The 25835-nt window shown below is 60.1% G+C and carries 23 protein-coding genes; 14 read left to right on the plus strand and 9 right to left on the minus strand.

What is annotated here, in order from left to right:
- The first annotated feature begins 399 nt into the window (after window positions 1-399).
- A complete protein-coding gene (locus tag PLH32_12620) occupies window positions 400-1512 on the plus strand; it encodes a hypothetical protein (GenBank protein ID HQJ65449.1) in 1113 nt (370 codons plus the stop codon).
- Window positions 1513-1590: 78 nt separating this feature from the next.
- Here the strand turns inward: PLH32_12620 and PLH32_12625 are convergent, their stop codons facing one another.
- Genes PLH32_12625 through PLH32_12640 form a run of 4 tightly spaced genes read right to left on the minus strand, consistent with a single transcriptional unit; the run spans window position 1591 to window position 6617 of the window.
- Window positions 1591-3126 carry a fused MFS/spermidine synthase gene (locus tag PLH32_12625; protein ID HQJ65450.1) on the minus strand — a complete coding sequence of 512 codons (1536 nt, stop codon included), beginning with the start codon at window positions 3124-3126 and terminating at the stop codon, window positions 1591-1593.
- A 12-nt stretch (window positions 3127-3138) separates the two neighbouring features.
- A complete protein-coding gene (locus PLH32_12630) occupies window positions 3139-4503 on the minus strand; it encodes a hypothetical protein (GenBank protein ID HQJ65451.1) in 1365 nt (454 codons plus the stop codon).
- Window positions 4504-4526: 23 nt separating this feature from the next.
- On the minus strand, window positions 4527-5411 hold the full coding sequence (locus PLH32_12635; GenBank protein HQJ65452.1) for a cytochrome c3 family protein: 885 nt from the start codon (window positions 5409-5411) through the stop codon (window positions 4527-4529).
- 18 nt (window positions 5412-5429) lie between these two features.
- Window positions 5430-6617 carry a hypothetical protein gene (locus PLH32_12640; GenBank protein ID HQJ65453.1) on the minus strand — a complete coding sequence of 396 codons (1188 nt, stop codon included), beginning with the start codon at window positions 6615-6617 and terminating at the stop codon, window positions 5430-5432.
- A gap of 231 nt (window positions 6618-6848) precedes the next feature.
- On the opposite strand from PLH32_12640, the gene PLH32_12645 reads away from it, so the two are divergent.
- Window positions 6849-7547 carry a cyclase family protein gene (locus PLH32_12645; GenBank protein HQJ65454.1) on the plus strand — a complete coding sequence of 233 codons (699 nt, stop codon included), beginning with the start codon at window positions 6849-6851 and terminating at the stop codon, window positions 7545-7547.
- Between the two features lie 56 nt (window positions 7548-7603).
- Here the strand turns inward: PLH32_12645 and PLH32_12650 are convergent, their stop codons facing one another.
- From PLH32_12650 to PLH32_12660, 3 genes are all read right to left on the minus strand, one after another.
- Window positions 7604-8644, minus strand: coding sequence for an AI-2E family transporter (locus PLH32_12650; GenBank protein ID HQJ65455.1), 1041 nt, complete (start codon window positions 8642-8644; stop codon window positions 7604-7606).
- A gap of 11 nt (window positions 8645-8655) precedes the next feature.
- Window positions 8656-9177, minus strand: a complete 522-nt coding sequence (locus tag PLH32_12655) for a cyclic nucleotide-binding domain-containing protein (protein HQJ65456.1) — start codon at window positions 9175-9177, stop codon at window positions 8656-8658.
- Between the two features lie 120 nt (window positions 9178-9297).
- Window positions 9298-12327: a fibronectin type III domain-containing protein gene (locus tag PLH32_12660; GenBank protein ID HQJ65457.1), complete on the minus strand. Its 3030-nt coding sequence runs from the start codon at window positions 12325-12327 to the stop codon at window positions 9298-9300.
- A gap of 235 nt (window positions 12328-12562) precedes the next feature.
- Between PLH32_12660 and PLH32_12665 the strand changes: the two genes are divergently transcribed.
- Window positions 12563-14083 carry a FumA C-terminus/TtdB family hydratase beta subunit gene (locus PLH32_12665; GenBank protein ID HQJ65458.1) on the plus strand — a complete coding sequence of 507 codons (1521 nt, stop codon included), beginning with the start codon at window positions 12563-12565 and terminating at the stop codon, window positions 14081-14083.
- A 71-nt stretch (window positions 14084-14154) separates the two neighbouring features.
- On the opposite strand, the gene PLH32_12670 is transcribed toward PLH32_12665, so the two are convergent.
- A complete protein-coding gene (locus PLH32_12670) occupies window positions 14155-14337 on the minus strand; it encodes a hypothetical protein (GenBank protein HQJ65459.1) in 183 nt (60 codons plus the stop codon).
- A gap of 372 nt (window positions 14338-14709) precedes the next feature.
- Here PLH32_12670 and PLH32_12675 point away from each other — a divergent pair, with 372 nt between their 5' ends.
- The 11 genes from PLH32_12675 (at window position 14710) to PLH32_12725 (ending at window position 24856) form a co-directional block, all read left to right on the plus strand.
- Complete coding sequence (locus PLH32_12675) at window positions 14710-15339, plus strand: TetR family transcriptional regulator (GenBank protein ID HQJ65460.1); 630 nt, start codon at window positions 14710-14712, stop codon at window positions 15337-15339.
- Between the two features lies 1 nt (window position 15340).
- Window positions 15341-16690 (plus strand): TolC family protein, encoded by a 1350-nt coding sequence (locus tag PLH32_12680; GenBank protein ID HQJ65461.1) that lies wholly within the window; start codon window positions 15341-15343, stop codon window positions 16688-16690.
- Between the two features lie 11 nt (window positions 16691-16701).
- Window positions 16702-17592: an efflux RND transporter periplasmic adaptor subunit gene (locus PLH32_12685; GenBank protein HQJ65462.1), complete on the plus strand. Its 891-nt coding sequence runs from the start codon at window positions 16702-16704 to the stop codon at window positions 17590-17592.
- Between the two features lie 11 nt (window positions 17593-17603).
- On the plus strand, window positions 17604-18521 hold the full coding sequence (locus PLH32_12690) for an ABC transporter ATP-binding protein (GenBank protein HQJ65463.1): 918 nt from the start codon (window positions 17604-17606) through the stop codon (window positions 18519-18521).
- Window positions 18522-18529: 8 nt separating this feature from the next.
- Window positions 18530-19282 (plus strand): ABC transporter ATP-binding protein, encoded by a 753-nt coding sequence (locus PLH32_12695; protein ID HQJ65464.1) that lies wholly within the window; start codon window positions 18530-18532, stop codon window positions 19280-19282.
- On the plus strand, window positions 19279-20388 hold the full coding sequence (locus tag PLH32_12700; protein ID HQJ65465.1) for an ABC transporter permease: 1110 nt from the start codon (window positions 19279-19281) through the stop codon (window positions 20386-20388). The genes PLH32_12695 and PLH32_12700 overlap by 4 nt, the downstream gene beginning before the upstream one ends.
- Window positions 20389-20391: 3 nt before the next feature.
- Window positions 20392-21516: an ABC transporter permease gene (locus PLH32_12705; protein ID HQJ65466.1), complete on the plus strand. Its 1125-nt coding sequence runs from the start codon at window positions 20392-20394 to the stop codon at window positions 21514-21516.
- 125 nt (window positions 21517-21641) lie between these two features.
- Entirely contained in the window at window positions 21642-22466 is an 825-nt protein-coding gene (gene mutM / locus PLH32_12710; protein ID HQJ65467.1) for a bifunctional DNA-formamidopyrimidine glycosylase/DNA-(apurinic or apyrimidinic site) lyase, read from the plus strand.
- Window positions 22467-22480: 14 nt separating this feature from the next.
- Window positions 22481-23272 carry an ABC transporter permease gene (locus tag PLH32_12715; protein HQJ65468.1) on the plus strand — a complete coding sequence of 264 codons (792 nt, stop codon included), beginning with the start codon at window positions 22481-22483 and terminating at the stop codon, window positions 23270-23272.
- On the plus strand, window positions 23269-24000 hold the full coding sequence (locus PLH32_12720) for an ATP-binding cassette domain-containing protein (GenBank protein HQJ65469.1): 732 nt from the start codon (window positions 23269-23271) through the stop codon (window positions 23998-24000). Before PLH32_12715 ends, PLH32_12720 begins: the two co-directional genes overlap by 4 nt.
- The gene (locus PLH32_12725; GenBank protein HQJ65470.1) at window positions 23990-24856 is read left to right on the plus strand and encodes an MlaD family protein; all 867 of its coding nucleotides are present in this window, start codon (window positions 23990-23992) and stop codon (window positions 24854-24856) included. The genes PLH32_12720 and PLH32_12725 overlap by 11 nt, the downstream gene beginning before the upstream one ends.
- A 133-nt stretch (window positions 24857-24989) precedes the next feature.
- Here the strand turns inward: PLH32_12725 and trmB are convergent, their stop codons facing one another.
- Window positions 24990-25646 carry a tRNA (guanosine(46)-N7)-methyltransferase TrmB gene (gene trmB, locus PLH32_12730; GenBank protein ID HQJ65471.1) on the minus strand — a complete coding sequence of 219 codons (657 nt, stop codon included), beginning with the start codon at window positions 25644-25646 and terminating at the stop codon, window positions 24990-24992.
- Window positions 25647-25835 lie beyond the last annotated feature (189 nt).

Consider the following 25835-nt stretch of genomic DNA (forward strand, 5'->3'; position numbering starts at 1 on the left):
ACCTCCTCTTTTAGCTTAAAAATGGATGGAATTTAGGGTTTCAAAAATAGTTCAATAAAACGAAATAAATTGACTTAAGGGAATGTAAAATATTTAATTATGGAATAATATAGGCGGAGGTTTTTTTTCAGGCAAATCTTTTATTGGGATTCTTTGCAGGCATGGCTTGTTTTGCTGAAAAATACGGCACCTGCTGCCGATTCCGTGAACATCCAGGGATGCAGGGGTCCATTGTGCTGAAATAGGCAACGTCGGCAGGGTTGCATGGCGAGAAGCGACCTAAAAAAGTGTAGAAAAGGCTTGCAATTGGGCGTTCATATGGTTATTTTTAACGGAAACCCGCAGTTGTGGGGGGGGGGGAGGTTCGACCAGCGTCCCATACGCAAGGAGGTCAATTCGATGAAAAGTTTAATCTGGAAATTTGCCCTGGTCGGCGCGGCACTCGTGCTGGTACTGGCGCTGCTGACCGGCTGCGGCGAAAAGCAGGCAGCGCCAACCGCTGCGGAGCCTGTTGCTGCCGCCGGCGAGTGGACCCTGGATAATCCCGCTATCCAGGCCGTGGCGGCCGTGCAGGAACGGCACACCGCCAGTCTGATGAAGAACAGCGAGGTGGTCGGAACCTATGTGACTGTCACCGAAGCGGGTCAGCCGGTGATCGTGGTGATGACCAAATCGCCCGTCCTGCAAAAGGGCCCGGGCGGTCTTCCCGCTGAGCTCGAGAGCGTCCCCCTGCTGGTCCAGGTCACCGGCGAGATCAAGGCCATGAAGAGTTCAAGCAGCACGAGCCATACCGCGAAGCAAACCCCTCCGATCCAGCTCGGCACTTCCGGCGGCTGGTCCTATGACCTGGCCAACGGCTACTGCTGCGGCGGCACCCTCGGCTCCCTGATCAAAATCGGTTCAGCTCAGTACATCCTCAGCAACTATCACGTTCTCGAAGCCGACATCGTTTCCGGTGGGAATAGCCGAGTCGCCACAAGCGGTGATCCAGTCATTCAGCCCGGCCTGATCGACGTCAACTGCAGCGCCGCCGGCGCCCAGAACGTCGCCACCCTGGTTGTGAAAAATTCTTTGCCGAGCAACAATGTCGATTGCGCCGTCGCCCAGGTGATATCAGGGATGGTGAGAACCGACGGCTCGATCCTCGAGATCGGCACCCTTTCGGCGACTACGGTTGCCGCCTCGGTCGGCCAGGCGGTCAAGAAGAGCGGCCGTACCACCGGCCTGACGCGCAGCTCGGTCTCGGGACTCAACGGCACGGTCTCGGTGAGCTATGAGAACGAGTGCGCCGGCGGCACGGCCTTCACCAAGACCTTTACCGGCCAGATCATCATCGCTAACAAGCAAAGCAAGTTCCTCAACAGCGGCGACTCCGGCTCCTTGATGGTCCAGGATGTGACGACCAATCCCAAGGCGATCGGACTACTCTTTGCGGGCAGCAACACCACTGCCGTCGCCAATCCCATCAATGAGGTGCTCAGCTTCCTCGGTGCAACGATGGTGGGCAACTGATATGAATCGTGCGGGGCAAGTCCCCATGCACGAGCGGTTTTGTCTTGAACACCCGTCCTTGCGGCGGGTGTTTTTTTATTACCAGGCGAGGGAGGGGGCAGGGAAGAGCTCGGCGAGCCGGTGCCGTGCGGCACGGTTAATGCGCTCAGCCCAGAGGTCGGAAGGATTGTGGTCGTCAGTGAGCAGGCGCGCCTGTTCCGTTGCGGGGGTGTAGCGGTTGTCCCAGGCGTGGTTGCGCTGGACGGCGCACCAGCGTTGGTAGTCGTCATCGAGGAAATCGCCGGGATTCCCCAGCCAATCTTCGGGAAACTCCAGTGCCCGGTTAGCGGCCAGAAGCAGCACATTGCCGAGGGCGTTCGGCGGCTCGGCGCAGGGCAGAGCAAGGACTGTTTCGAAAACGCGCTTGAGGGTCAGCGCCAGGCTCTGCACCAGGGGATCCTGCCAACCGACGCATTCGACATTGACCGCCAGGACCCCCTCGGGCGACAGATGCGACCGTATCAGTTGGAAGACTTCGAGGGTGGTGAGATGAAAGGGGATGGAACTCGAGCCGAAGGCATCCAGGAGGATGACATCATAGGTCCGGGAACTTGAACGCAGGAACTGCCGGCCGTCGGCCAGATGAATCCTCGCCTCGCCGCCTTCCAGGCCGAAAAAACGGCCGGCCATCTCCGCCACGACCGGATCGATCTCGACCGCATCGACCTGCCATTCCTTCGCCGACCAGTTTTTCGCGACCGATCCCCCGCCCAATCCTATCAGCAGCATCTCCCCGGTCCGGTCATAAAAGTTGCGCACCAGGTCGAAGGCGGCCACATAGGGCATTTCCGTCGCCAGGGTGCGCGCCTCCGTAGCCGTATGGATCGCCCCGTCGATGAGTAGGAAGCGGGTGCCGTTCCGCTCCACCACACGAATCTCGCCGAAGGGACTCTGCTGTACGGTGAGCACCCCGACCCCCGGTCTGGTCTGCAGGCCTGAAGCCATCAGGGTGAGAGCAAGGCCGAGGATTAGGACTAGGCCGGCCCCCTTGAGATTGCGGCGCCCACCGAGCAGGACCGCCGCCGCAGTGATCAGCAGCAGCCAGGCGATGCCCCAGGTCATCCGGTTAATGCCGGCTGCCGGGATCAGCCAGTATCCGGTGAGAAGGGCGGAGAAGACGCTGGCCACGGTGGAGAGTGCGGAAAGCGATCCGGCGGTGCGGCCCAGCTGCTCCAGCTGGTGGGTTTTCAGTTTAAGGGCGTAAGGGGTCACCATGCCCAGCAGGGTGAGCGAGGGCGCGAAGAGCAGGGTGGCCGCCAGGAGTGCGGCGGCGCGGAGCCCGAGGGGCTGCAAGCGAAGCAGCACGGGTTGTTTGAGCAGGGGAACCAGCATCAGCCAGAGGCCGGCGCCGGCCGGAAGCGCTGCGAGCCGCTCCAGAGCGGCACCGCGGTCCGCCCAGCGGCCGCCGAGATAGTACCCGAGGCTCAGGGAGAGCAGGGTTACAGTGATCAGAGCCGCCCAGAGGTAGAGGCTGGAGCCGTAGAAAGGAGCGAGCACCCGCGTGCCCAGCAGTTCGATGGCGAGCACCGCAGCGCCCGCCACCGAGACGACGAGGTAAAGGAGAAATCGGGCCATGCCAAAAGACGCTCAGTGGTTCCAGATATAGTTCTTGGAGGGGTCGTTTTCATGGCATCCGGTGACACAGGTGCCGTTGGCGTGGTTCCACTGCCACAGATCGATGACCTCCGCCCGGCCGGGGGTATCGTCGTTGACATGGCCGGGGTCGCTGTAGACGGTCGGCACCTTGTGGCAGAGCAGACAGGTGTACTTTTTGTCCAGGACATGGAACTTGTGCCGCCCCACGCCCATGGCGGTCTCGGCCATGTTACCCTGGGTATCCTTCGGCGGTTGGATACCATCGGCGCTGCCATGGCAGAGGGTGCAATTCTCGGGTCCACCAATGCCGGTATGGCAAAGGGTGCAGCTTTTGCCCGAGGTGCCGCCGAGATAATCGGCGCCGTGGCAGCTCTTGCACGGAGTCAGGTCATGCTCGTCCTTGCGCAGCCAGGCTACGTGTGAGGCGGCTCCGGCGGGATGGGTCCAGTCCGCAGAATGCGGGTAAGAGGCGTGGCACTTGGTACAGCTGGCTTTGGCGATGCCGCCCTGGAAATCCGCCCCATGACAGCCGGAGCAGCCGCTCAGGTTATAGCCCTGGGACTTGAGCTGGACGCCATGGAACTGCGATGATGATTTTTCATACTTGAAAGCCGTTTCGTGAGGATAGGCCGTGTGGCAGGCGGTGCAGGCCTGCTTGCCATCCCCGCCCTGCAGCGTTGCGCCATGGCAAGCCTTACACTCATCCAGCTTGAAGCTGCGCACGGCGAGCCAGGCTCCATGCGAAGTGCTGCCAGAGCCCTCGGCCCAGCTGTCTCGGTGCGGATAAGAGGCATGGCAGGTGTAGCAGGACTGCTTATTGCCACCGCCGCTGTAGTCGCTGCCGTGGCATGGCTGGCAGCTGTTCAAGTTCCAGCCGGCATTTTTCGCCCAGGCGCCATGAAAGGAGGCGGAGCTGCTCTGCATCCACCCCGTGGCGTGCGGATAAAGGGCATGGCAGCTGGAGCAGGGCTTTTTGCCTTCGCTGTTCTGCAAATCCTCACCGTGACATGGGGTGCAACTCGTGGTTGCAAAGCCGGCCTTGGCCAGGTAGCTGCCGTGGAACCGGCTGTGCCCGACGGTGAGCCAATTCTCGCTGTGGGGATAAGTATCATGACACTTGAAGCAGGAAACCTTGGAGGTTCCTCCGGCGAGGTCCGCACCGTGGCAACTGGCGCAGGAGGCCATACCGGCGGACAGTACCTTTTGGCCATGGTCCGCCCGGCTCGAACTTGCCGAGGTGGTTTTTACCCAATTATCCGGATGCGAGTTGGAAGGCTGAGGCGTTTGATCTTTGGAGCATCCGGCCCACCAGATCGCAAGGAGAGAGAGCAGCAATGCAAGAATTGTTTTTTTCATTTTTTCTTCCCGATGGGCTCAGGTTATTTGGATGCGTGGCACTGGATGCAGATCGGCTCGCTGGCCGATTCGGCATGGCACACAGTGCAGCCATCCATGTCGGCGCGGGCGGCGCGTGCATGCGTCCCGCCGGTGGCGGGATTGGACCAGGCGGCGCTGGCATGCGAGCGCGGCATCACCATCTGGCTCTGATGGCAGGTGACACAGTAGCTCTGGTCGTCATGGCAAGTCAGGCATTGTTCCTTGTTACCCCGCGCCATCAAGCCGTGATTGTGGATGAAATTGAGGGGATGAGCTTTGCGGTCGAGATTCCCCCGTTTGTGACAAATCAAGCATTGATCGTCGGTGTGGCACTGCTTGCATTCGTCTTTTTCGGTCTGCATCCGAATGCCATGGGCTTTGGGCCAGTCGAGTGAGTGGGAAGCGGGCGCCAGCTTTTCCCCCTTGGCATGGCAGTCATAACAGTACCCCGGTTTGGCGAGGTCGTCATGACAGCCGGAGCAGGTGCTCATCTTGGGCAGATGCTTTGCTCCGACGGTCTCGCTGGCGGCGACGCCGGTATGGCAGGTGGTGCAGGTCACCTTGTCCGAGATGTGTTTGGCATGGGGAAATTTGGCAATATAGCCGCTGGTGCGCGGCTCGGGTTTGGCATGGTCGACATCGCTGTGGCAGAGGCTGCATTCGGCTTCGCGGTCGTGACAGGTATAGCAGCTCTCCATATTGGGCAGGAGATCGTCGGACGGCTGGAGGCTCTCGGCGACGGCGGTGTGGCAGTCTGTGCAGGCCGCGCCGACGCTCTCGCTATGCAGTTTGTGCGAAAACTTGAGTTCCGATTTCTGCGCCTCCGCGGTCAGGGTCTGGAGGAGGACCAGGGCAGAAAGCGCGGTAAGGCTGAACATTCTTTTCATGGAAGGGCTCCTCTGCGGCTACCAGCGGTAGGTGATATGGTTCAGAAAGCGCGAATCGTTTTCTTTCAAACGGTTGGTCAGCCACTGATATTCGCCGACAAAGTTCCAGCGGCCGAGGGAGTAGCTCAAGCGCGCGGCATTGGCGATTTGGTCGTCGTATTCGTATATGGTCTCGGTGCGGTATTTTGAATAATCGGCATACAATGAGGCGACCAGTTTGGGCAGGATCTCGTAGCCATAGTTGAAATAGGCGCTGATCTGGTCGCCGGTGTAGCCGGTTTCGTACATCATGCCGATGCTGCCGTCGTCGTTATTGAGAGAAAGCAGAATGCGGTCCGCCTGATCGGCGTCGAACATCAGGTGCTGATACTGGGCCTCGACGGCCAGACCCGGCGTAAGCGCATAGTCGGCGCCGGTGCGGATCTGCGAGTAGGGTTTGACTTCAAAGATGGTATAATAGGAGTTGGCGTAAACCTGCGGATTTTGCCGCTTGTATTCGATAAAAGTGGCCAGTTTTCCGTTCCAGGAACGGCTGGCGTTCAGCAGCAAACGATGGAGCCGCTCATTCTCGAGATCATAGTGGGACTGGAGCCGCAGCTGCACATAAGGTACCAGGTTGCTCTCCAGATTGGCCCCGGTGATTTGCCAATAGGCGGCCTCGCTGTTGAATTTGCGCAAATAAAAGAGCTGGGCGGTGGAGGCGTAGACCTTCTTCACCTGAAACGCGCCCCCCACAACCGATGCATCCGCGAATTTCTGGATCTTGAAGGCACGGGAGGCGACACTCTCAACGCCGCCATAAAGCTGCAGCGAAAATCTTTGATCAAAGGCATAGCGGGCATTGAGGCCGTCGAGGGCGCCCAGGGCGGTGCCAGGATGGAGAAACTGCCGGCCGAAAGCCAGGTTCAGCTTGCCATCAAGCAAGTTTCTGGCCTCGAGCGTAAGAGCGAAGGCGCGGAAGCGCATATCATTATCGAGATCCTGGTTGGCATCGGTCAGAAAACGAAGATTGGAATTCAGGGCGAGGTGCCTGCAGGGGCTGACGGCAGTGAAATTGAGGTACTGGAAGAAACGGGTATGCACTTTGTCACTCTCGAAAGCATAGATCGAGTTGCGCGCGCTGCCATGGAAGGTGATGCCCTGAGCAGCGAGAGCACCGGCCATAAAAAACAGGAGGAGCAGCAGGAAGTGCAAACGGTTTTTCATGGTTCCTCGCGAGGTTGATTAAAAAATGGTTCAACTATACGAAATAACAAGACATTAGAAATGGTCCAATGCCACGAAAAAACATAAGGACTATGCAGCAAAAAAACAAGCAAATTGTGCGCATGTTGGGCGTTCTGCAGCATGAACCGTATTTTGCCTTGTTATTCAGGCGCTGCTTTCCTACATTGCAGCCTGGCCCGGGTTTCACTCGCCCATCGAGCAGGAGGCACCATGAGATCGGTCTTTCCTTTCCGGATTCTTGATCTTTCCCATCCCTTTGCAGCGGATATGCCGGTCTGGCCGGGGGATCCCCCCGTTTGGATCACCCCAACCGCAGGATATGAACGGGAGGGTTATCTCCTGAATGCCCTCTCTTGCGGTGAGCACAGTGGCACCCATTGCGGAGCACCTTGCCATTTTGTCACCGGCGGCACCAGCATGGACCGCTTCTCCGCGGAACAGCTTGTGGCTCCCCTGGTCAAGATCACCCGCCGGCTGCATCAGGACGATCTACTCACCGCTGCGGGCGTGACCGGTTGGGAAAAACGCTTCGGTCCGATCGCTGCTGATGCCGCAGTGGTGGTGGAGACCGGCTGGAGCAGCCGCTGGCCTGACGCGGCAGCTTATTTGGCCCGCGATGCCGGTGGCACCATGCACTTTCCGGGGATCAGTCTGGAGGCGATGCAGTTGCTGGTAGTGGAGCGCGGTGTGCGCATTGTGGGAATCGATACTCCCGGAGTGGATGGCGGTGCTTCGGCTGATTTTGCCGCCGGCACCCTCCTGGCGCACCATGGAGGCCTGCACCTGGAGAATCTGGCCCGCCTGGCGCAGGCGCCGCCAACGGGCGCCTGGCTGATCATCGGTGCCTTGGCCATCACAGGCGGCAGCGGCGCACCGGCAAGGCTGCTGGCCCTGACACCGCGGGCCTGAGAGGACAAAAAAACCTTCCGGAGGATGAGGCCGGAAGGTTTTTTTGCAGGCCATACTCAGGAAAATCGGTACGCCTTGAGGGTCTGGAGACTCTCGGTGACCACCACCTTGACAAAGCCGGTGACGGGGACCGAAAGCAGCATGCCGATGAGGCCGAAGAGGTTGCCGCCGATGATGCAGGTGACCAGGACCAGCGCCGGATGGAGGTGAACGCTGCTCGAGACCGAGAGCGGCTGGATACAAAGATCATCGGCCAGCTTGAGGCCGAGAAAGAGCAGCGCAACGTGCCCCCCGGCCGAGAGATCGCCGTTCTCCATGATGGCGATGATGATCGACGGAATGCCGCCGGCAAACGGGCCGACGTAGGGGATGAGATTGGCCAGGCCGGAGAACGGCCCGAGTAGAAAGAAATAGGGCACGCTCAGGGCACCCAGGCCGATCGTTGCGAGCGTGCCGATCGAAACCGCATCGATGAACTGGCCGCGTAAATAGTTGCCAAGTTGCTGGTCCATCTTGTGGATGAGATCGAGACTGAACTCGAAATAGCGGTTGGGGACCATCCGGATCAGTCCTTTCTTCCAGCTGCGCGCATCCTTGATAAAAAAGAACATGAGAAAGGGGATGGTGACCAGGGCGAGAACGATCTCGACCACATCCTTGACGAGGAAGTCGATGATCTTCTTGCCGAAAGAGGCCTTGAATTCCGCCAGTTTGACCTTGAGGTCGATATCGCCATATCCGAGCCAGCCCATCTTGGCTCGCACCACCTCCTGCAGCTTGGCGAGGGCAAGATCGGTCTTGGCTGAACTCTCGCCGCTGCCCATCGCGATCAGCTGGGCCTTGAGGGCTGGCACGAAGGTGAGCAGACTGATGATGAGCAGCAGGGTGATGGTCAGCAGGATGATCCCCGCCGCAGCGGTGCGTGAGATGCCGTGCGCTTCCATGCGCACTACCAGCGGATCGAGGATGTAGGCGAGTAGAATGGCGATGATCATCATCTGGGCGACGCCGCCCATGGCGAGCAGGATGATGATCAGCACCAGCACAAACAGGAGCAGCAGCATCTTGCGGGTACTGGGGTCGCGGAAGGAGATCATGCGTTCACCTCCTACTGCGGCGTCTGGCGCATCTGCTGCAGCGCCTCGTTGATGGCATAGGTGCGCTGGTTGGTCTGGCGCAGCCGCTCGCAAACCAGCCGCGAGAGGCCGAGGACGATCTTGATACCCAGCTGCGGATTGCGTTCGATCAGGCCATACAGATCGGGCTGGAAAAAGCCGAAAATGCGGCAGTGGGCGCGCGCCACGGCTGTCGCCGAGCGCGGCGCGGCATCGAGCAGCGCAATCTCGCCAAAGAATGAACCATCGCTGAATTCGGCCAGCTGCAGTTTGCCGGCTTCGGAGAGAATGGCCACCCGGCCGGTCTGGAGGATGTACATCCCCATCCCCGGTTCGTTCTCACGAAAAATGACCTCGTCGGGCTGGTATTCCCGCTGGTGCAGAATGCGCACCACCGCCGCCAGTTCCCGCCGTGTTAAATCCTGAAAGATCGGCATGGCCTTGAGGAGCTGGCTGATCTCCTCTTCATTCTGCTCGGGATGTTCTGCTGCTTTCTTGACGAACAAACCTTTCATGGGCATTCCCCATTCAGCTGCGTGAATCGACTGGACTCCCTTTGCGGGGCCGTCTGCAAGGCGCAGCGGGCCCCTCTTCAATCGAAATATAATGCAAATTGGCCAAAAATGAAATGATTTTTATTGTTGCGTCAAAAAGGCCAGAATAGCCCGCATCAACCGATCCCGCTCCGGCGCTGCGGCGAGGGTCTCGAAGGGGAATCCCATAGCGACTACAGCATGGCCTTTTTTAAAGGCTGTGGCGGCACTGAACTGGTTCTCGCTGTAGCGGAGAATGGTGCGGCTGCCGTTGACCGGATCAATGGCGTCGGGAGCCTCGGCGGCATAGATCTGTGAATCCGGCCGGGTGATGAACCGGAACGGGGTCCCGCGCGGCCAGAAGCGGTCATCCGCGCTGAAGAGGATCCCCTCGGTGGCGGCGTGATCGGCCGTCCAACGGTAATGCAAGCGCCGCTCGATGAACTGAACCAGAGAGTCGTCGGACTTTTTCCCGGCGCAAGGATCGCTGCCGATGTACGCCCCGCTGACGAAGAGCCCCCCCTTGCGGTTGAGCAGACTGTCGAGGGCCGCGCAGAGTCCTGGCGAGAAAGCGGCATACCGCGGGCCGCGCAGCGAATCGCCGGCGGCGGTAGGCCAGCGGGTCCGCTTTTGCTCCCCAAGGATCAGATCGACCAGCCTGAAGCGGCGCAGATCGACCCGCCCGCTGGTGAGGGCTTCATCGCTGCAGGAGACGAAGGAGCGGCCAGCGGCGCGGATCGAACGGCCATGAACCGCGGGAAAATCGAAGGTATTGCCGCAGATTGGCTTCGCCTCCCAGGCCGCAGCGCTGGCACCGTGACCGGGGGCATCATTGGTTCGGAAGGGGGAGTCGGTCTTCAGGTCGGTCTGGCTCCCGGTATACCCGATGCTGAAATGGTCGGCTACCCCCTGATCGAGGAAATCGGTGAATCCCGCGTACTCTGCCCCGTCGATCCAGGCAGGAGACGCGACCCGGTCAAATCCGTTGACCACCAGGACCGGCTCAGGGTCCTCCGGCAGCTGGCAGAGGGAGAGCACCTCGCTGGGAAAGCTCTCGCCGCCGGCATTGACCGCGGTCACCTTGAAACTGTAGAGCACCCGCGGCTTGATCGGCCGGACCACCAGGCGCGGCTGATCGACCGGTGTGCCGTTGTCAAAACCGCCGTTCTCCTGGCGCATGTAGACGATGTAATTCTGCGGCTCGGCCGACGGTTCGAGGGGATCGCTGACCGGCTGCCAGCTTAGGGTTGCCTCCCCCGGGCCGCTCAGCAGGGCCTGAAAATGGTCCACCGGCAGGGGCTGGACGGCGAAGGCGCTCTGGTTTTGAAAGGCGATAAATTTGAGCATCGCCTTGTAGATAGCGCGCGCGGTGTCAAAACGGAAACGCGGATCGAGGGCATACTTCATGTCCAGAAAATTCTGGTGTGAGAGCAACTCGAGCAGGGTGCAAGGGATCTGCGGGCGCCGAGACTCGCTGTAATCGCCGTCCATCAGCGGACGGCGGCTCCAGACCGGATCATACAGCCGACGCAGATCCTCAACAAGCTGGGTCTGCAGCACATCGGCGAAATCGCGGTTGGCCATGCGCGATACCCCGTCCGGAAAGCTGAACGTCGAATCCGCGGATTGATAGCTGTAAATGCTCAGGGTGCCAATGGTGGTGTCGTTGCGGGTAATTCCGGCATCGGTATGAAAGGCAAAGCTGAGGTCAAAAGGGATGCCGCGGCCGGGATCGTGGCGGCTCTTCTTCGGCCCGAAGGGATCGCCGTAGAGATAGTTGGCGTACTCGCTGCGACTGTTATAGTCATCTCGATAATCATCGCGGCCATCGTTGAGATTGTAGATCAGGGTGTCGGGAAAGCCGGCGAACTGAAGATAGTACTTGCTCCCCTCGGCGAAACGGGGCTTGCCGCTGACCGCCCCATTGCGCAGGATGTCGCCCATGCCGCCGCCGAAACGGACGCCATCGGCGCTGACCAGACGGCCGGGGGTGTGGCCCCGGTTGCTCAGCTCGACGCTGCCGCTGTCGGGATGGCAGCCCTTCAGGAAGCGGAAGGTGCCGAGATAGATCCATGTGGAGCCGCCGATCTGCTGATTGACCAGAAACTGCGTTGCGCCACCGGCATGGCGGACGGTATAGAGGGCATCATCGAGGTTGTCCGGAGAGGCATGCCAGGAGATGTAGACAGCATAATCGCCGTCGGCGGGGATCTCCGGCCGCCAAAAGGCGCAGCTCGTCCCGACGGTGTCGCTGGTGCAGAGACGATGGGTGCCTTGAAGGAAGGGATTGTGATTGACCTCGTAGGGTGGACGGCCGATGGCGAAGCCTTTCTCCGCGCCACAGTGCCACCCGGGTCCGGATTCGTGGTAGCCGGCGCCGGTGGATGCCGGGGTGTCGTTGTCAACGATCACCATACGGGTCTGGATGTCGCGCTCGCGCGGTGTAAAGACCACCGCTCCGGCATTCTCGAGCATTGGAATGAGATAAAAGGTGGTGAACGAGAAAGGGAGCAGATCCTCGACGGTCTCGAAAAGGCGCGGACGCTGCCATTCCCAACGGTCCGTCCCGGCATTGTAATACCAGCCGTGGCTGGGACGAACGTCGATGGTGCGATTCAGCAGTCCGAGGCTGGGTTGACTGGGGCGGCTGATGCGCCGCACCAGGGCCGCCGGTCGCGGCGTCTGCCGGGCCATACGGCTGCGGTCCCATTGACGGGCATTGCGGCGGTAGAGATTGGGGATAAGGGATTCGATCGGCTGGCCGAGCGTGTAGAGGGTGATGTTGTAACGGTCGTATTTCTTGCCGAGCAGCGCATGGAGCCGGGCATAGGTCGCTTTGACATTATCAGGCCGGAAGGCGGGATAGGAAAAGTTTTTGCTGAAAGTGACCGCGAGGGACTTTTCGCTGGACTTGAGGATGAGGGATTCGATGCGCACCCCGTTGGAGAGGGGCAGAGGCGATTTGGTCGCCGTGCACTCGGCAATCAGGGCTTCGATTTTTTTATGGACGTGAATGCTTTCCTTGTCCATTTTGCTGTAGTCGTAGGCGGGTTTGCGCAGAACTGCTTTCGGCGCACAGGCCAGGGCGAGCGCAATCAGGCCCGGCAGGATGAGGCGGAGGCACGGTTTCATTTAGACTCCCGGTTAGATGGTCACATGATAAAGAATTTCGCGCAATCCTCCAAGCAAAAAGTGCGGCGGCCGGAAAACGGGTAGGCGCCAGCGGGGGTGCAAGTTACGTCGGCGGCCGGAAACCGGGCGGGCGCTGAAGGATGTGCGCAAACCGGGCGCGCCGGAACGGCGCGAATAATACCGGGCCGCGAATGGTTACATGCTGTAGAGCGCGACCCTTAAATACGGAGGTGGTATGGATTACACCCTGCTGCAGCAACATCTTTTCGAACTCATCCGCCGCACTTCGGCCTTTCTGCCGCGCGATGTCGAGGTTGTGCTGGCCGATGCGCGCGGCCTGGAGGAGCCCGAATCGCGGGCCCGACTGGCTCTGGAGATGGTCGCCCTTGACATCGGCCTCGCACGGCAGCGCTCGGCGCCGATCTGCCAGGATACCGGCACCCTCACCTTTTACCTGCGCGTGCCGGTTGGCGCCGACCAGATCGCCATCCGCCAGGCCATCGAGGCGGCGGTGGTTGATGCGACCCGCCATGGCTATCTGCGGCAGAATTCGGTCGACAGCCTCACCGGCCGGAACAGCGGCAACAACCTGGGGCCCGGCAGCCCGGTCTGCCATTTCGAGCAGGGGCCCGGAGAGAACCTGGATATCCGCCTCATCCTCAAAGGGGGCGGCTGCGAGAATACCAGTGCGCAGTTCATGCTCCCCGCCACCTTTGACGGCGTGCGCTATAACCGCGATTTGCAAGGGGTTCATGCCTGCATTCTCCAGGCGGTGCTGCAGGCGCAGGGCCACGGCTGCGGACCGGGGTTTCTCGGGGTTTGCATCGGCGGCGATCGCGCCACAGGGTATGCCTATGCGAAAGAGCAGCTGCTGCGGCCGGTTGATGATGTTAACCCCGTGCCCGCGCTGGCGGACCTGGAGGCGCGCGTAGTGGCGGACGCCAACCGCCTCGGGATCGGCCCCATGGGCTTTGGCGGCCGCCTGACCCTCGGCGGCTGCAAGATCGGCAGCCGCAATCGCCTGCCTGCCTCCTTCTTTGTCAGCGTCGCCTATATGTGCTGGGCCTATCGCCGCCGCGGTCTGTTGCTGGATGCGCAGGGCACGTTGGTCGATTGGCTTTATCATGAAGCGGGCGAATTCGCCGCCGAACCCGCTGCGCCTGCGGAGATGGTCTTCGATCCGGCGCGGGTGCGGCGGCTGCAGGCGCCGCTGGATGAAGCGACGGTGCGTTCCCTAGCGGTCGGGGAGATCGTCCTGCTCAGCGGCACCCTGTTCACCGGTCGCGATGCCGTGCACAAGTATTTGCATGAAGGCGGCGAGCTCGAAATCTTGCGCGGCGGCATCATCTACCATTGCGGTCCGGTGGTGATCGAGGCCGGCGGGCGGCGCCAGGTAGTGGCCGCAGGGCCGACCAGCTCGATCCGCGAGGAACCCTATGCAGCGGAGATCATCGCAAAATACGGCCTCAAGGCGATCATCGGCAAGGGGGGCATGGGGGAGCGGACGCGTCAGGCCCTGGCGGCGCACGGAGCGGTCTATCTGCACGCCATCGGCGGAGCGGCGCAGATCTATGCCCGGTGCGTCGAAGAGGTGGTCAGCGTCCATCTCGAAGAACTGGGCAGCCCCGAAGCGGTCTGGGAGTTGCGGGTGCGGGATTTCCCTGCGGTGGTGACCATCGATGCGCACGGCCGTTCGCTGCACCAGGAGGTGTTGGCCGCTTCGGGAGAGCGACTGCAGGCGTTGATGACACAATAATCGCGGAACCCGGCGCAAAAAAAACGCCCGGAGGAGGGGACTCCCGGGCGTTTCTGTTTTTTGGCAGCTTCTCAGAGCCGGCTGAAAAAGGGCAGCAGCGAGAGCGCCAGGCCGAGGAAAAATTTGGAGATGCGCAGGAGCCGTTCGTCGCCGGTGATGAAGAGGAACTCCTTGGCAAATGCGGCGTGGATCACCAAAAAAAGCCCTAAGCCGCTGCTGATCAACTGCCAAAAGTAGATGGGTTGATCTCCCATGGCTGCTTCTCCTGACGAAGCCGAAAATGATGAGGGAGACTCCAAAGCCGGGGGGGGGACGGCCATGGAGTGAGCACAGTTAGAGGAGGCGATGTAGCTTCAGAAACAGCTTGGTTAAATATAAAAGCCATGCTATTGGAAGTCAAGTATTTTCTTCACAGGTAGCAACTTTTTTTTAGGTCGGCAAAAGTTGCCGTTAAACGCAGAAAATACTTGACAAATTCCACAAGATGTAGTATTTTTAACTAAATAGTTGGTTAAACCAAATGGTTAATTCAGCGGCGGGGAAAAGACTGCCGCTTTTGAACCCTTCGGGACGGCCGTTGTTCCACACGTTCCACAGCGGGAGTGGATCCTTGCAGCAGGAGAACCATGAGCGACCGGGAAAATATGCGTGACCGGATCAAGCAGGCGGCCGCGGAAGTCTTCTCCGAGCGGGGTTTTGACGGGGCGCGTATGCAGGAAATTGCGGATCGCGCCGGCGCCAACAAGGCGATGATCTATTACTATTTCAACTCCAAGGAGGCGCTCTTCACCGCCATTTTTTCGGAAAACTTTACTAATCTTTTAAAACTGTTCAGCTCCATCCTCCAAGTTGAGGCGATCGATCCCAAGGTGGTGATCCCGCAACTGGTCCATCTGCACCTGGACTTTCTCAACCGGCATCCCGAGCTGCCGAGGATGATTGTCCGCGAGATTCACAGCGGCAACCCGGTGGTCGAGAAGCTGGTGCGGAGCAATTTCCGCCGCTTCAGCGGACCGTTGCAGGCCCTCAGGGACGAAATACCGGCAGCGATCCGAAACGGGCGACTCCGCAAGGTCGATCCGCTGCAAACGGTCTGGAATCTTGTAGCGCTCAATATTTTTGTCTTCATTGTGCAGCCGATCCTCGCAGCCGCCTTTCCCGAGGCCTTCTCCGACAAAGCCCGGATGCTGGCGGAGCGGGAGAAGGCCATCGTGGACCTCATGCTCTACGGTTTGATTCCGCGTCAGGAGGAGTGACATGTCATCTCCATCATGGATTCCCAGGCGATTTCCCATCCTCAGTCTGTTGCTGCTGGCGCTGGGAGGGGCGGCGGCAGCGCAGCAGAGTCTGCCGGAGTGTGTGCATGCAGCCCTCTCCAATAATCCGGGTTTGAAGGTGGCCGAAAGCGAGGCGGGGATCGCCGCTGCGGATGCCGACCAGGCGAAGGCGGCTCGGCTGCCTTCCCTCGATTTCAGCGGCAGCTATCGCCGCCAGAGCACCATCCCCGAACTGCATTTCGATGCGCCGCTGTTCCAGCAGTTCTTCCCGAAGGGTGGGATCAAGCTGGGTTCGCTGGACAACTCGGACCTGCGGTTGACGCTGAGTCAGCCCCTTTTCACCGGGTTCCGGCTAAGCGGCTCCAGGAGGGCCGCCGAGGCGATGGCCGGCGCCAAGGAGAGTGAACTCAAGCGTCAGCGTGGCGAGTTGATTTTCCGGGTTGAATCGGCCTATGCCGCCCTGCTGCAGGCGCAAAAGGGGGCGGAGATCGCCCGCAGCGCCCGCGAGCAGATCGCCGCTCATCTGCGTGACGTCGAGGTGATGGTCGAACAGGGGCTGGCCCGCCGCGACGAGCGGCTGCGCGTTGAGGTCAAGGCCTCGGAAGCCGATCTGGCGCTGCTGCAGGCCGAAAACGGCGTCGCTTTGGCGGCGGCCGCACTCGAGAACCTCCTGGCGGCTCCCCTGCCGGCTGGAACCGGCCTGACGGCGATGGGCCCCGGCCATATCGAACCGGGCACGCTTGAGGCGTCACTGCAACTGGCCGCAGCCAACCGGGAAGAACTGGCGAGCCTGGCCAGGGCCCATCAGGCTGCCGATGCCGGCCGCAAGATAGCCAGGGGAGGGCGTCTTCCCGCACTCGCCGGTTTTGCCAGCTACGGTTATGGCAAACCCGGCCTCGACATGATCCGCAATGAGTGGATGGACTACTGGCTGGTCGGAGTCGGCGCCGAATGGAATCTTTGGAACGGCGGGCGGACGGTCTCCAGGATCGAGCAGGCCGAACTGCGGCTGAAGGGGATCGCCGAGAGCGAGCGCCAGCTGCGGGAGGCGATCGCGCTCGATGTCAAGCAGGCTCATCTGCGCCTCAATGAGGCGTCCAAACGGCTGGAGGTGGCTGGACGGATGGCCGAACAGGCGCGGGCCAGCTTCGCGGTGACCGAGAAGCAGTATCAGCAGGGTCAGGCGTCGAACACCGATTACTTTGATGCACAATCCGAGCTGACCCGGGCCCTGCTGCAGCAGAGCGGTGCGGAGATCGAATCGGATCTGGCGCGCGCCAACTGGCGCCGCGCTGTGGGCCTCGGCGAAAAGGAGTACTCTCAATTCTGAAAGAGGAGTCTATGAAAGTCTTATCCCAGGTCGTGTTCGTCATCGCCGTTCTGATGCTCTTCAGCGGCTGCGGCAAAAAGGAGAGCGGCGTCATCACCGGCTCGGGAACGCTGGAGGCGACCGAGGTCCTGGTCAGCGCCAAATCGGGCGGCACTCTGACCGCCCTGCTGGTCGACGAGGGGGCATCGGTCTTAGCCGGGCAGCTCATCGCCGCCATCGACAGCGAAAAGATCGTCCTGCAGCAACAGCAGGCTCTGGCCGCGCTGGAGGAACTGCGGCTCAACCGCATCAACGCCTCTCGCCTCACCCGCACCGCCGGAGAGAACCTCGACAACCTCACCCGGAAGAGCCAGCGCATCGCAGTGCTGCTCGAGGATGGCAGTGCAACACAGCAGCAGTTCGATGATCTCGAGACCGCGCGCAAGGCGGCCGAGGCGCAATTCGAGAACGGGCGTACCAGTCTGGCCGCTCTCGACGCCAAGGAAGCGCAGCTCAAGGCGCAGATCGGGCTCATCGGCAGCCAGTTGCGCGACAGCCGCGTGACCGCGCCGATCAGCGGCGTCGTCATCGACACCTATATGGAAGCGGGCGAGGTGGCACGCCCGCTTGCGCCGGTGGTCACCCTGGCCGACCTGACGCGGATGTACGTCCGTATTTACCTCAAGGATAAGGATATCACGCGCATCCGGCTCAACGGCCCGGCGCAGCTCACCCTCTCCGGCTATCCCGGCAAGACCTTCCCCGGCCGGATCGTCTGGATCGCCGACAAGGCCGAGTTCACGCCCAAGAATGTGCAGACGCGCGAGGCGCGCTCCGATCTGGTCTATGCGGTCAAGGTGGCGGTGGACAACCCCGACGGCATCCTCAAAATCGGCATGCCAGCCGACGTGACCCTGCTCTGAGGGCTCGCCCGATGGCGTACGATATTCAAGTCTCCGGCCTGCGCAAGTCCTTCGGCGCGGTGACGGCCCTGGACCGACTCGGCCTGACCGTCCAGCCGGGGGAGATGCTCGGCCTGATCGGGCCCGACGGCGCCGGCAAGACCACCACTCTGCGCATCCTTTGCGGTCTACTCTTCGCCGACGCCGGCGACGTCCGCGTCGGCGGCCTTGACCCGCGCCGGGCGCCCCGCGAGGTGCGTCGCTTCCTCGGCTATATGCCGCAGCGCTTCTCGCTCTACCCGGATCTTACAGTTGCGGAAAACCTGCGCTTTTTCGCGGATCTCTTCCAGGTGCCCAAGGGAGAGCGCGAACGCCGCATGACCGAGCTACTGCACTTCAGCCGGCTCGCTCCCTTCACCAGCCGTCTCGCCGCCCGTCTCTCGGGGGGAATGAAACAAAAGCTCGCCCTCTCCTGCACCCTGATCCACACGCCCAGGATCCTGATGCTGGACGAGCCGACCACGGGCGTCGACCCGGTCTCCCGGCGGGAGTTCTGGGAGATCCTCGGCACCCTGAACCAGGAGGGTGTGACCATTCTCGTGACCACTCCGTACATGGATGAAGCGGCGCGCTGCGACCGGGTGGCGTTTATTCACAAGGGGCGGCTGCTCACCGTCGAGCGCCCGGAGGCCATCCCGGGGCTCTACACCAAGAAACTCTTCGAGGTGGTCACGCCGGATAATCTCGTGGCGGCGCGCCTCTTACGCGCCAGCGGGGCTTTCACAAGGGTCCAGGTCTTCGGCGACCGGATTCACCTCAGCGCCTCGGGGGATGACGAAACCTTGCAGCATCAGGTGACCGCGTTGCTGGAGGCGGCCGGCATCCGCGCCGATTCGGTCGCCCCGATTGCGGCGGGGATTGAGGACGTGTTTGTCGAATTGCTAAAGTGAGCAGTGCCATGACAGAAGCGTACTCCGTTCAGGTGGAGGGGATTTCGCGCCGTTTCGGCGATTTTGTTGCCGTCGACGGCATCAGCTTCAAGGTGCGCGAGGGCGAGATCTTTGGCTTCCTCGGCGCCAATGGCGCGGGCAAGACCACGACCATCCGTATGCTCTGCGGGCTGCTGCTGCCCTCCTCCGGCAGGGCCACGGTCGCGGGTTATGACATTTACTCGGAGACGGCGCAGATCAAGGCTACCATCGGTTACATGTCACAGAAATTCTCGCTCTACGACGATCTGACCGTCGCGCAGAACCTCGATTTCTACGGCGGGATCTACGGCCTCTCGCGGGAGGAACTCGGCCGGGCCATCACCTCCGCCATCGCCACGACCGATCTAAAGCAGCATCTGGGCAAGCTGACCCGCGATATTCCCACCGGCTGGAAGCAGCGTCTGGCCCTGACCTGTGCCATCCTCCACGAGCCCAGGATCCTCTTTCTCGACGAGCCCACCGGGGGTGTCGATCCGATCTCACGGCGGGAGTTTTGGGGGCTGATTTATGATCTGTCCGAAAGGGGGACCACTGTCTTCGTCACAACCCACTATATGGACGAGGCCGAATACTGCAACCGGCTGTCGATCATGCATGACGGCCGGATTATCGCCCTGGGCTCGCCGCGTGAGCTCAAGGAGCGCTACCGCAAATCGACCATCGAGGCGCTTTTTATCGATCTAGTGCGGCAAGAAAGCCGCAAAGCGGAGACCGTATGAGGGCGCGCATCCTGGCGATCGTCCGCAAGGAATTACTCCACATTTTGCGCGATCCGCGTAGCCTGGTCATCATCTTCCTTCTCCCGATCCTGATGGTGCTGCTCTATGGTCACGCGATCACCTTCGACATCCGCGACATCCGGCTGGGGCTGCTCGATGAGGACAAGAGCCCGGCAGCGCGTGATCTGGTGGAGGGTTTGATCAGTTCGAATTATTTTCAGTTGAGCGGCATCCTCGAACGCCGCGAAGCGATCGAGGAGGCCTTTCTCCACCGCCGGATGATTGCGGTGCTAATCATTCCGCGGGGATTTGGTGCCTCCTACGGGAGCCGGCCGCTGAGCGAGGTGCAGGTGATTCTCGACGGCTCCAACGCCAACACCGCGACCGTGGCGATGAATTATATTCGGGCCTATTTCGTCAACCGCTCACTGCAGGCCAATGCCCTGGTGCTGCAGCCGCCGATTGAGCTGCAGCCGCGTGTCTGGTACAATCCCGATCTCAAGAGCGTCAATTTTATCGTCCCCGGCTTGGTGGCGATCATCATGATGCTGATCTGCGCCCTGCTCACCTCGGTGACGGTGGCACGTGAACGCGAGACCGGGACGATGGAGCAGATCCTGGTTTCGCCGGTGCGCGCCCTGGAGATTATCGCCGGGAAAACCCTGCCGTACATCCTCCTGGCCTTTCTCGCCGGGTTGCTGGTGATTCTCTTCGCCTGGATCTGGTTCGGGGTCCCCTTCCGCGGCGAACCCCTGTGGCTGCTCTTCTATGCCCTGATCTTCATCTACACCTGTTTGAGCCTGGGGATTTTTATCTCAGCGCGCGTGCCCAATCAGCAGCTGGCCCTGATGTTCGCGATGGTCTCGACCTTTCTCCCCTCGATCCTGCTTTCGGGTTTTATCTTTCCGGTCGCCTCGATGCCGAGGCTGCTGCAATACCTCAGCTATATTGTCCCGGCCAAATACTTTCTCGTTATCATCCGCGGCCTCATGCTTAAGGGGGTGGAGGGCGCCCAGCTCTGGCAGCCGGCCCTCTTTTTGCTGGCTTTCGGGACCGTGCTGATCCTGATCAGCGTCAAGCGCTTCAAGATCAATCTGGAGGAGTAGCGGGTGATCAAGATCCTGCATATCATCAAGAAGGAGTTTATCCAGATCCGCCGCGACCGCAGCATGCTGGGCATCCTGTTTGTGGTACCGGTGGTGCAACTGTTGCTGCTCGGTTTCGTCATCTCCAGCGAGGTTCGCAACATCAGGACCGTCATTTGCGATCTCGATAATTCATCCGCGAGCCGTCGGATCGTCGAGCATATCCGTCAGTCGGGATATTTTAATGTGGCCTATTACGACCCGAGGCCGGGCCGAATGCAGGCGTACCTGGACCGCGGCCGTGCTGCGGTGGCGGTGGTAATTCCTGAGGATTTCAACGCCCGGCTGCAGCGGGGCGAGCGTACCGCCCTGCAAGTGCTGGTCGATGGCCAGGATTCCAACACCTCGACCATTGCCCTAGGGTACATCAACGGCATTCTGCAGCGTGATCTGACCGACCAGATCGAGGCGCGGTTGCAAACGAGCGAGGTTGCCGCGGAGGTTCATCTTGTCTCCCCCAATCTGCGCGTCTGGTACAACGAGGAACTCAAGAATTCGGACTATATGGTGCCGGGGATTGTGGTTTTTCTCCTCACCATGGTCACGACGCTGGTGAGCGCGATGGGGCTGGTGCGCGAGCGCGAGATCGGCACGATGGAGCAGCTGCTGGTGGCGCCCATCAAGAAGCACGAGCTGCTGATCGGCAAGCTGGTGCCCTTTGCGGTGCTCGGTCTGATCGAGCTGGCTTTCGGGCTGACAGTCGCGCGCATCGTTTATACGATTCCGCTGGCTGGACATCTCGGTTTGCTGATACTCTTCGCCCTGATTTATCTCTTCACCACCCTTGGACTGGGGTTGTTCATCTCCGCCTCCTCGGCGACGCAGCAGCAGGCGATGTTTCTGACCCTCTTTTTCCTGATGTTTTTCCTGCTGATGTCCGGTTTTCTCTTCCCGATCGAGAACATGCCGAGAGTGATGCAGATGATCAGCCTGGTCAATCCGATGCGCTATTTCGTGCTGGTCGTACGCGAGCTTTTAATCAAGGGGGCGGGGTTGCACCATCTCTACACCCAGGGTCTGGCGCTGCTGGTTTTTGGTGCAGTGATCTTTTCGTTTGCGGTGCTGCGGTTTCAGAGTCGTGTTAAATAGCGGCGGGATTTTGCGGCCGGGTTCTGAAAGAATTGGTTGGTTTTATCAAAAATATTTTGTAAAATTTAGCTTAAATCTGGATGACCATCGCCGGAGACGGGGCGCCGGCGTGGGGAGTGAAGGAGATGCCGGAGCTTCCGGAAGTAGAGACGATCTGCAGGAGTCTGGCCCCGCACATCACCGGCAAGCTGCTTGCCGGGGTGGAGGTAAGCGCGCCCAAATTGCGCCGTCCCTTGCCCTCTGCGACCGTCTTGCGTGGGCTTTCCAATCAGCGCATTCTCGCTCTGGAGCGGCGGGCCAAGTATCTGCTCTGGCATCTCGACGGCGGCGGGGTCCTCGTTATTCACCTCGGCATGAGCGGGCGGTTGAGCTATTGCAATCCGCCGCGGCCGGCTGAACCCCATACCCATGTTATTTTCCATTTTACGGACGGTGGTGAACTCCATTTTCGGGATCCGCGGCGGTTTGGCAGTCTGGACTATGCCGGGCCGGGCGAGGCGCTCGAAATGGCCTTCCTCAGGGATTTGGGGCTTGAGCCCCTTTCACCGGCCTTCACACCCGATTTTCTCCGGCAACGTTTGGCATCGACGCAGCGGACGGTCAAAACCTTGATAATGGATCAGCGGGTGGTGGTTGGCGTGGGTAACATCTACGCCAATGAGGCGCTTTTCCGCGCGGGCCTGCATCCGCAGCGGCGGGGGAACAGCCTGAGTGCGCAGGAGGGCGCGGCGCTGCATGCCGCGGTCGTCCAGGTCTTGCAGGAAGCGGTGGAGCGCGGCGGTACCACCCTGACCGATTTCCGCAATGCCGAGGGAGAGCCGGGTTTTTTTCAGCTTGATCTGGCCGTTTATGGCCGCCAGCAGCAGCCTTGCCCGCGCTGCGGCCGGGAGATCCTCCGCCTGGTCCAGGGGGGACGCAGCTCGTTTTTCTGTGAAACCTGTCAAAAATAAAGGTTCATTGGCCTATGGCCAAAATACTTTCCGACAAATTCTTTGAACAGCTGGGCGAGCGCACGATCTCGTTCTTCACCACGGTGTATGACATCGCTGTGCTTTTCATTCAGAGCATCAAGGCGCTGCCGTCGCTATGGTTCTACCGCCGTCAATTCCTCGAGCAGATCTATGCCTTCAGCGTCAAGACCCTGCCGATTGCGGCAGTGATCGCGGTCTTCATCGGTCTCGGGGCGACGGTGCAAAGCACCTATCAATCCTCCGAACTGCTCACTCGTGCAATCCTCGTCAATGTCATTTTCAAGACGACCATCCTCGAGCTCTGTCCGATCATCCTCTCCCTGGTGCTGGCCGGTAAACTGGGGGCCTCACTCGCCGCGGAGATTGGCAGCATGAAGATCTCCGAACAGATCGAGGCCCTTGAAACCATGTCGCTCGATCCCGTCGGTTTTTTAGTGGTACCGCGCATCGTCGCCGGCCTGCTGATGCTGCCGGTGATCACCATCTTCGCCAACGCCCTGGCGATCTTCAGCTCCTTCTTCGTTTCAGCGGTGGCCACCGACTGGATCTCGGCGCAGGAGTTCGGCAGCGGCATGCAGATGGACTTCAAGGCGTTCGAACTCTATTTTGGCAACCTGATCAAGCCGGCGGTGTACGGCGTCCTGATCGCCCTGGTGGGAAGCTATTTCGGGCTGCGAACCACCGGCGGCGCCAAAGGCGTCGGGACCGCCTCCACCAACGCCGTGGTGGTCTCGGCGGTTTTCATCGTCATCTTTGATTACTATCTGGGAAAACTTTTACTATGATCACCGTGCGCGGCGTCCACAAGAGCTTTGAGGAGAAGGAGGTGCTGACCGGCATCGATCTGGATATTCCGGATAATAATAACCTGGTCATCCTCGGCCCGAGCGGACAGGGTAAAACGGTCTTCATCAAGACTCTGGTGCGGTTGATCGAGCCGGACGCGGGCTCGATCGCCTATGATGGAGACGATATTCTCAAGATGAGCCGCAAGGAATGGCAGGCCTACCAGAATCACATCGCTTTCGTTTTTCAGAATTCGGCTCTATTCGATTTTCTCGATGTGCGCGAAAATCTGAGCCTCTTTTTGCGCATGCACAAGCGATTGAGCCCGTTTCAAATGTACAACGAGGTGAGCCGGGCGATCAATTTTGTCGGCTTGGGCGAGGATGTCCTCGACAAATTCCCCGAGGAGTTGAGCGGCGGCATGCGCAAGCGCGTCGCTATCGCCCGCGCCATGATCAAGCGCCCCAAATATATCTTTTATGATGAGCCCACCACCGGACTGGACCAGAACAATGCCGAGAAGGTGAGCGAACTCATCCTCATGCTCAAGAACGAGATTGCCGCCACCTCCATCATTGTGACCCATGACATCAAATTGATGCGCGATGTGGCCGACCGGGTTGCCCTCCTCCGGGAGGGAAATATCTCATTTACCGGCACCAAGGAAGAAATTTCGGCTGAAACCCTGGAGTTTTTATACGAGACACGAGGAGAATATGACCTATAAAAAGATGAGCTATATTTCCGGCGTGATCATTTTTTTCAGCGCCGTGATCCTGCTTTGGGCCATTCTGTGGCTCTCGGGCCAGCGGATCATCTCGTCGAGCGAGTACCGCGTGTTTTTTAAATTTTCGGATGTTGTCGGCTTGCGCGACCGCTCTCAGGTCTTCATGCGCGGCTATCGCATCGGCTGGACCAAGGGAGTGCGCTTCGAGGAGGATGGGGTGGTGGTGCGGGTCGATATCAAGGACCGCTTTCATATCCCGATCGATTCCAAGATTGAAATCAACACCCTCAACCTCATCGGCGAAAAGGCCATCACCATCGAGCCGGGTAAATCGCCGAAGGTGTTGCCGGCCGAGGGCCAGCTGGAAGGCCAGAACAAGGATATCATGATAGTCGCTAAAACCATGCTGATGGATCTTCGCAGCCGGATGGAGGGGGGTGAACTCGATCAGCGGATCAGGGAGGCCTCATCCTCTATCAAGACCATGAACGAGGTGCTCATCAAGGTCGATAAAAAGGTCGATGCCCTCGATGTCCCCATGTACAATCGCCAGATCGCCGAGATTGGCGAAGCCGCCCGAAGCATCCGGCTAGCGGGCTCGGAGGCGACCGAACTGGCCAAGGAGAGCCGGGGTAGCGTTAAGCAGGTTGAGGAGACCGCCGGCAAACTCTCCCTCCTCTCCGATCAGCTGACCGGGATCGCGACCCGGCTCAATAGCGGTGAGGGGTCAGCGGGCGAGCTGCTGCAGAATAAGGAATATGTCAAGAATCTCAATGCGACGGTGACCGAACTCAAACTCCTCATCGAGGATTTGAAGCAGAATCCGGACAAGTACATCAAGGTGTCGGTTTTCTAGAGTGTAACCGCCGGGCTGGTCCTTGCGACCGGCCCGGCGGCATCAACCTTTCTCCGTACCCTCTCGTCCCCACCCGGCTCTTGCAGTACGCTCTTCGTAACCTTTCGTCCCCAACCGGTTCGCGCCGGAACGCTCAGTCCCGACCCGCTTTCAGGCGAAACCGGATGTACTTGATCCGTTTCCCTTCCTTAATATGTCTCTGCTCGTAGGCAGTCTGAATTCCAGTCAGATCGGGATCGGATGGCCCGGAATAAAGGTCGGGAGTACTGGCCAGAACCTCCGCTTTACGCCTTGCCAGAATCCGCAAGGTGAAAGCGTAGAGGCCTTCATCATCGGTTTTCAGGTGGAGGAGGCCATCCGGTTGTAAGAGGAGTTGGTAGAGATCGAGGAACCGCGTGGAGGTGAGCCGCTTTTTATGCTTGCCGCCTGCTGGATGGGGATCCGGGAAGGTAATCCAGATCACAGCGATTTCTCCAGGTGCAAAATATTCGCCAAGCTGTTCGATGCTGGCGCGCACAAAGCCGGCATTGGTCAGGCCGAGCTCCAGGGCGCGGGTGGCGCCGACCCACAGGCGCGGACCCTTGATATCGATGCCGATAAAATTGCGCTCCGGATAGCGCTGGGCCAGCGCCAAGGTGTAATCGCCTTTGCCGCACGCCAGTTCGAGGGTGATGGGACGATCATTGTGAAAAAAATCGGAGTGCCAGTGACCCCGCAGGCTGCCGGGATCCTGGCGTACGTTCGCCAATCCTGGAAGGGCGGCGAAGCGGATGAGTTTTTGTTTGGCCATATCGGGGGAGTATTTACGAAGAATTCTCTTGCATTGCAAGGAGAAAAAAAGCAGGGTACCCAAGAAATCTTCATCCCACCCGCTGCTTTGCCCGCGGGCCCCGATTCAGGTTTTCACCGACCTACGCTCTCGGTCCCACCCGCTGCTTAGGCCGCAAGCCCCCATTTCCGGCTCTCACCCGCACCCGAT

The organism is bacterium (assembly GCA_035419245.1).
Taxonomy (GTDB): Bacteria; Zhuqueibacterota; Zhuqueibacteria; order Residuimicrobiales; family Residuimicrobiaceae; genus JAKPUX01.

Excerpts from the sequence above, each read along its gene's own strand:
- PLH32_12620 (HQJ65449.1), top strand. The coding sequence starts at position 400 with ATGAAAAGTTTAATCTGGAAATTTGCCCTGGTCGGCGCGGCACTCGTG.
- PLH32_12625 (HQJ65450.1), bottom strand. The coding sequence starts at position 3,126 with ATGGCCCGATTTCTCCTTTACCTCGTCGTCTCGGTGGCGGGCGCTGCG.
- PLH32_12630 (HQJ65451.1), bottom strand. The coding sequence starts at position 4,503 with ATGAAAAAAACAATTCTTGCATTGCTGCTCTCTCTCCTTGCGATCTGG.
- PLH32_12635 (HQJ65452.1), bottom strand. The coding sequence starts at position 5,411 with ATGAAAAGAATGTTCAGCCTTACCGCGCTTTCTGCCCTGGTCCTCCTC.
- PLH32_12640 (HQJ65453.1), bottom strand. The coding sequence starts at position 6,617 with ATGAAAAACCGTTTGCACTTCCTGCTGCTCCTCCTGTTTTTTATGGCC.
- PLH32_12645 (HQJ65454.1), top strand. The coding sequence starts at position 6,849 with ATGAGATCGGTCTTTCCTTTCCGGATTCTTGATCTTTCCCATCCCTTT.
- PLH32_12650 (HQJ65455.1), bottom strand. The coding sequence starts at position 8,644 with ATGATCTCCTTCCGCGACCCCAGTACCCGCAAGATGCTGCTGCTCCTG.
- PLH32_12655 (HQJ65456.1), bottom strand. The coding sequence starts at position 9,177 with ATGAAAGGTTTGTTCGTCAAGAAAGCAGCAGAACATCCCGAGCAGAAT.
- PLH32_12660 (HQJ65457.1), bottom strand. The coding sequence starts at position 12,327 with ATGAAACCGTGCCTCCGCCTCATCCTGCCGGGCCTGATTGCGCTCGCC.
- PLH32_12665 (HQJ65458.1), top strand. The coding sequence starts at position 12,563 with ATGGATTACACCCTGCTGCAGCAACATCTTTTCGAACTCATCCGCCGC.
- PLH32_12670 (HQJ65459.1), bottom strand. The coding sequence starts at position 14,337 with ATGGGAGATCAACCCATCTACTTTTGGCAGTTGATCAGCAGCGGCTTA.
- PLH32_12675 (HQJ65460.1), top strand. The coding sequence starts at position 14,710 with ATGAGCGACCGGGAAAATATGCGTGACCGGATCAAGCAGGCGGCCGCG.
- PLH32_12680 (HQJ65461.1), top strand. The coding sequence starts at position 15,341 with ATGTCATCTCCATCATGGATTCCCAGGCGATTTCCCATCCTCAGTCTG.
- PLH32_12685 (HQJ65462.1), top strand. The coding sequence starts at position 16,702 with ATGAAAGTCTTATCCCAGGTCGTGTTCGTCATCGCCGTTCTGATGCTC.
- PLH32_12690 (HQJ65463.1), top strand. The coding sequence starts at position 17,604 with ATGGCGTACGATATTCAAGTCTCCGGCCTGCGCAAGTCCTTCGGCGCG.
- PLH32_12695 (HQJ65464.1), top strand. The coding sequence starts at position 18,530 with ATGACAGAAGCGTACTCCGTTCAGGTGGAGGGGATTTCGCGCCGTTTC.
- PLH32_12700 (HQJ65465.1), top strand. The coding sequence starts at position 19,279 with ATGAGGGCGCGCATCCTGGCGATCGTCCGCAAGGAATTACTCCACATT.
- mutM (HQJ65467.1), top strand. The coding sequence starts at position 21,642 with ATGCCGGAGCTTCCGGAAGTAGAGACGATCTGCAGGAGTCTGGCCCCG.
- PLH32_12715 (HQJ65468.1), top strand. The coding sequence starts at position 22,481 with ATGGCCAAAATACTTTCCGACAAATTCTTTGAACAGCTGGGCGAGCGC.
- PLH32_12720 (HQJ65469.1), top strand. The coding sequence starts at position 23,269 with ATGATCACCGTGCGCGGCGTCCACAAGAGCTTTGAGGAGAAGGAGGTG.
- PLH32_12725 (HQJ65470.1), top strand. The coding sequence starts at position 23,990 with ATGACCTATAAAAAGATGAGCTATATTTCCGGCGTGATCATTTTTTTC.
- trmB (HQJ65471.1), bottom strand. The coding sequence starts at position 25,646 with ATGGCCAAACAAAAACTCATCCGCTTCGCCGCCCTTCCAGGATTGGCG.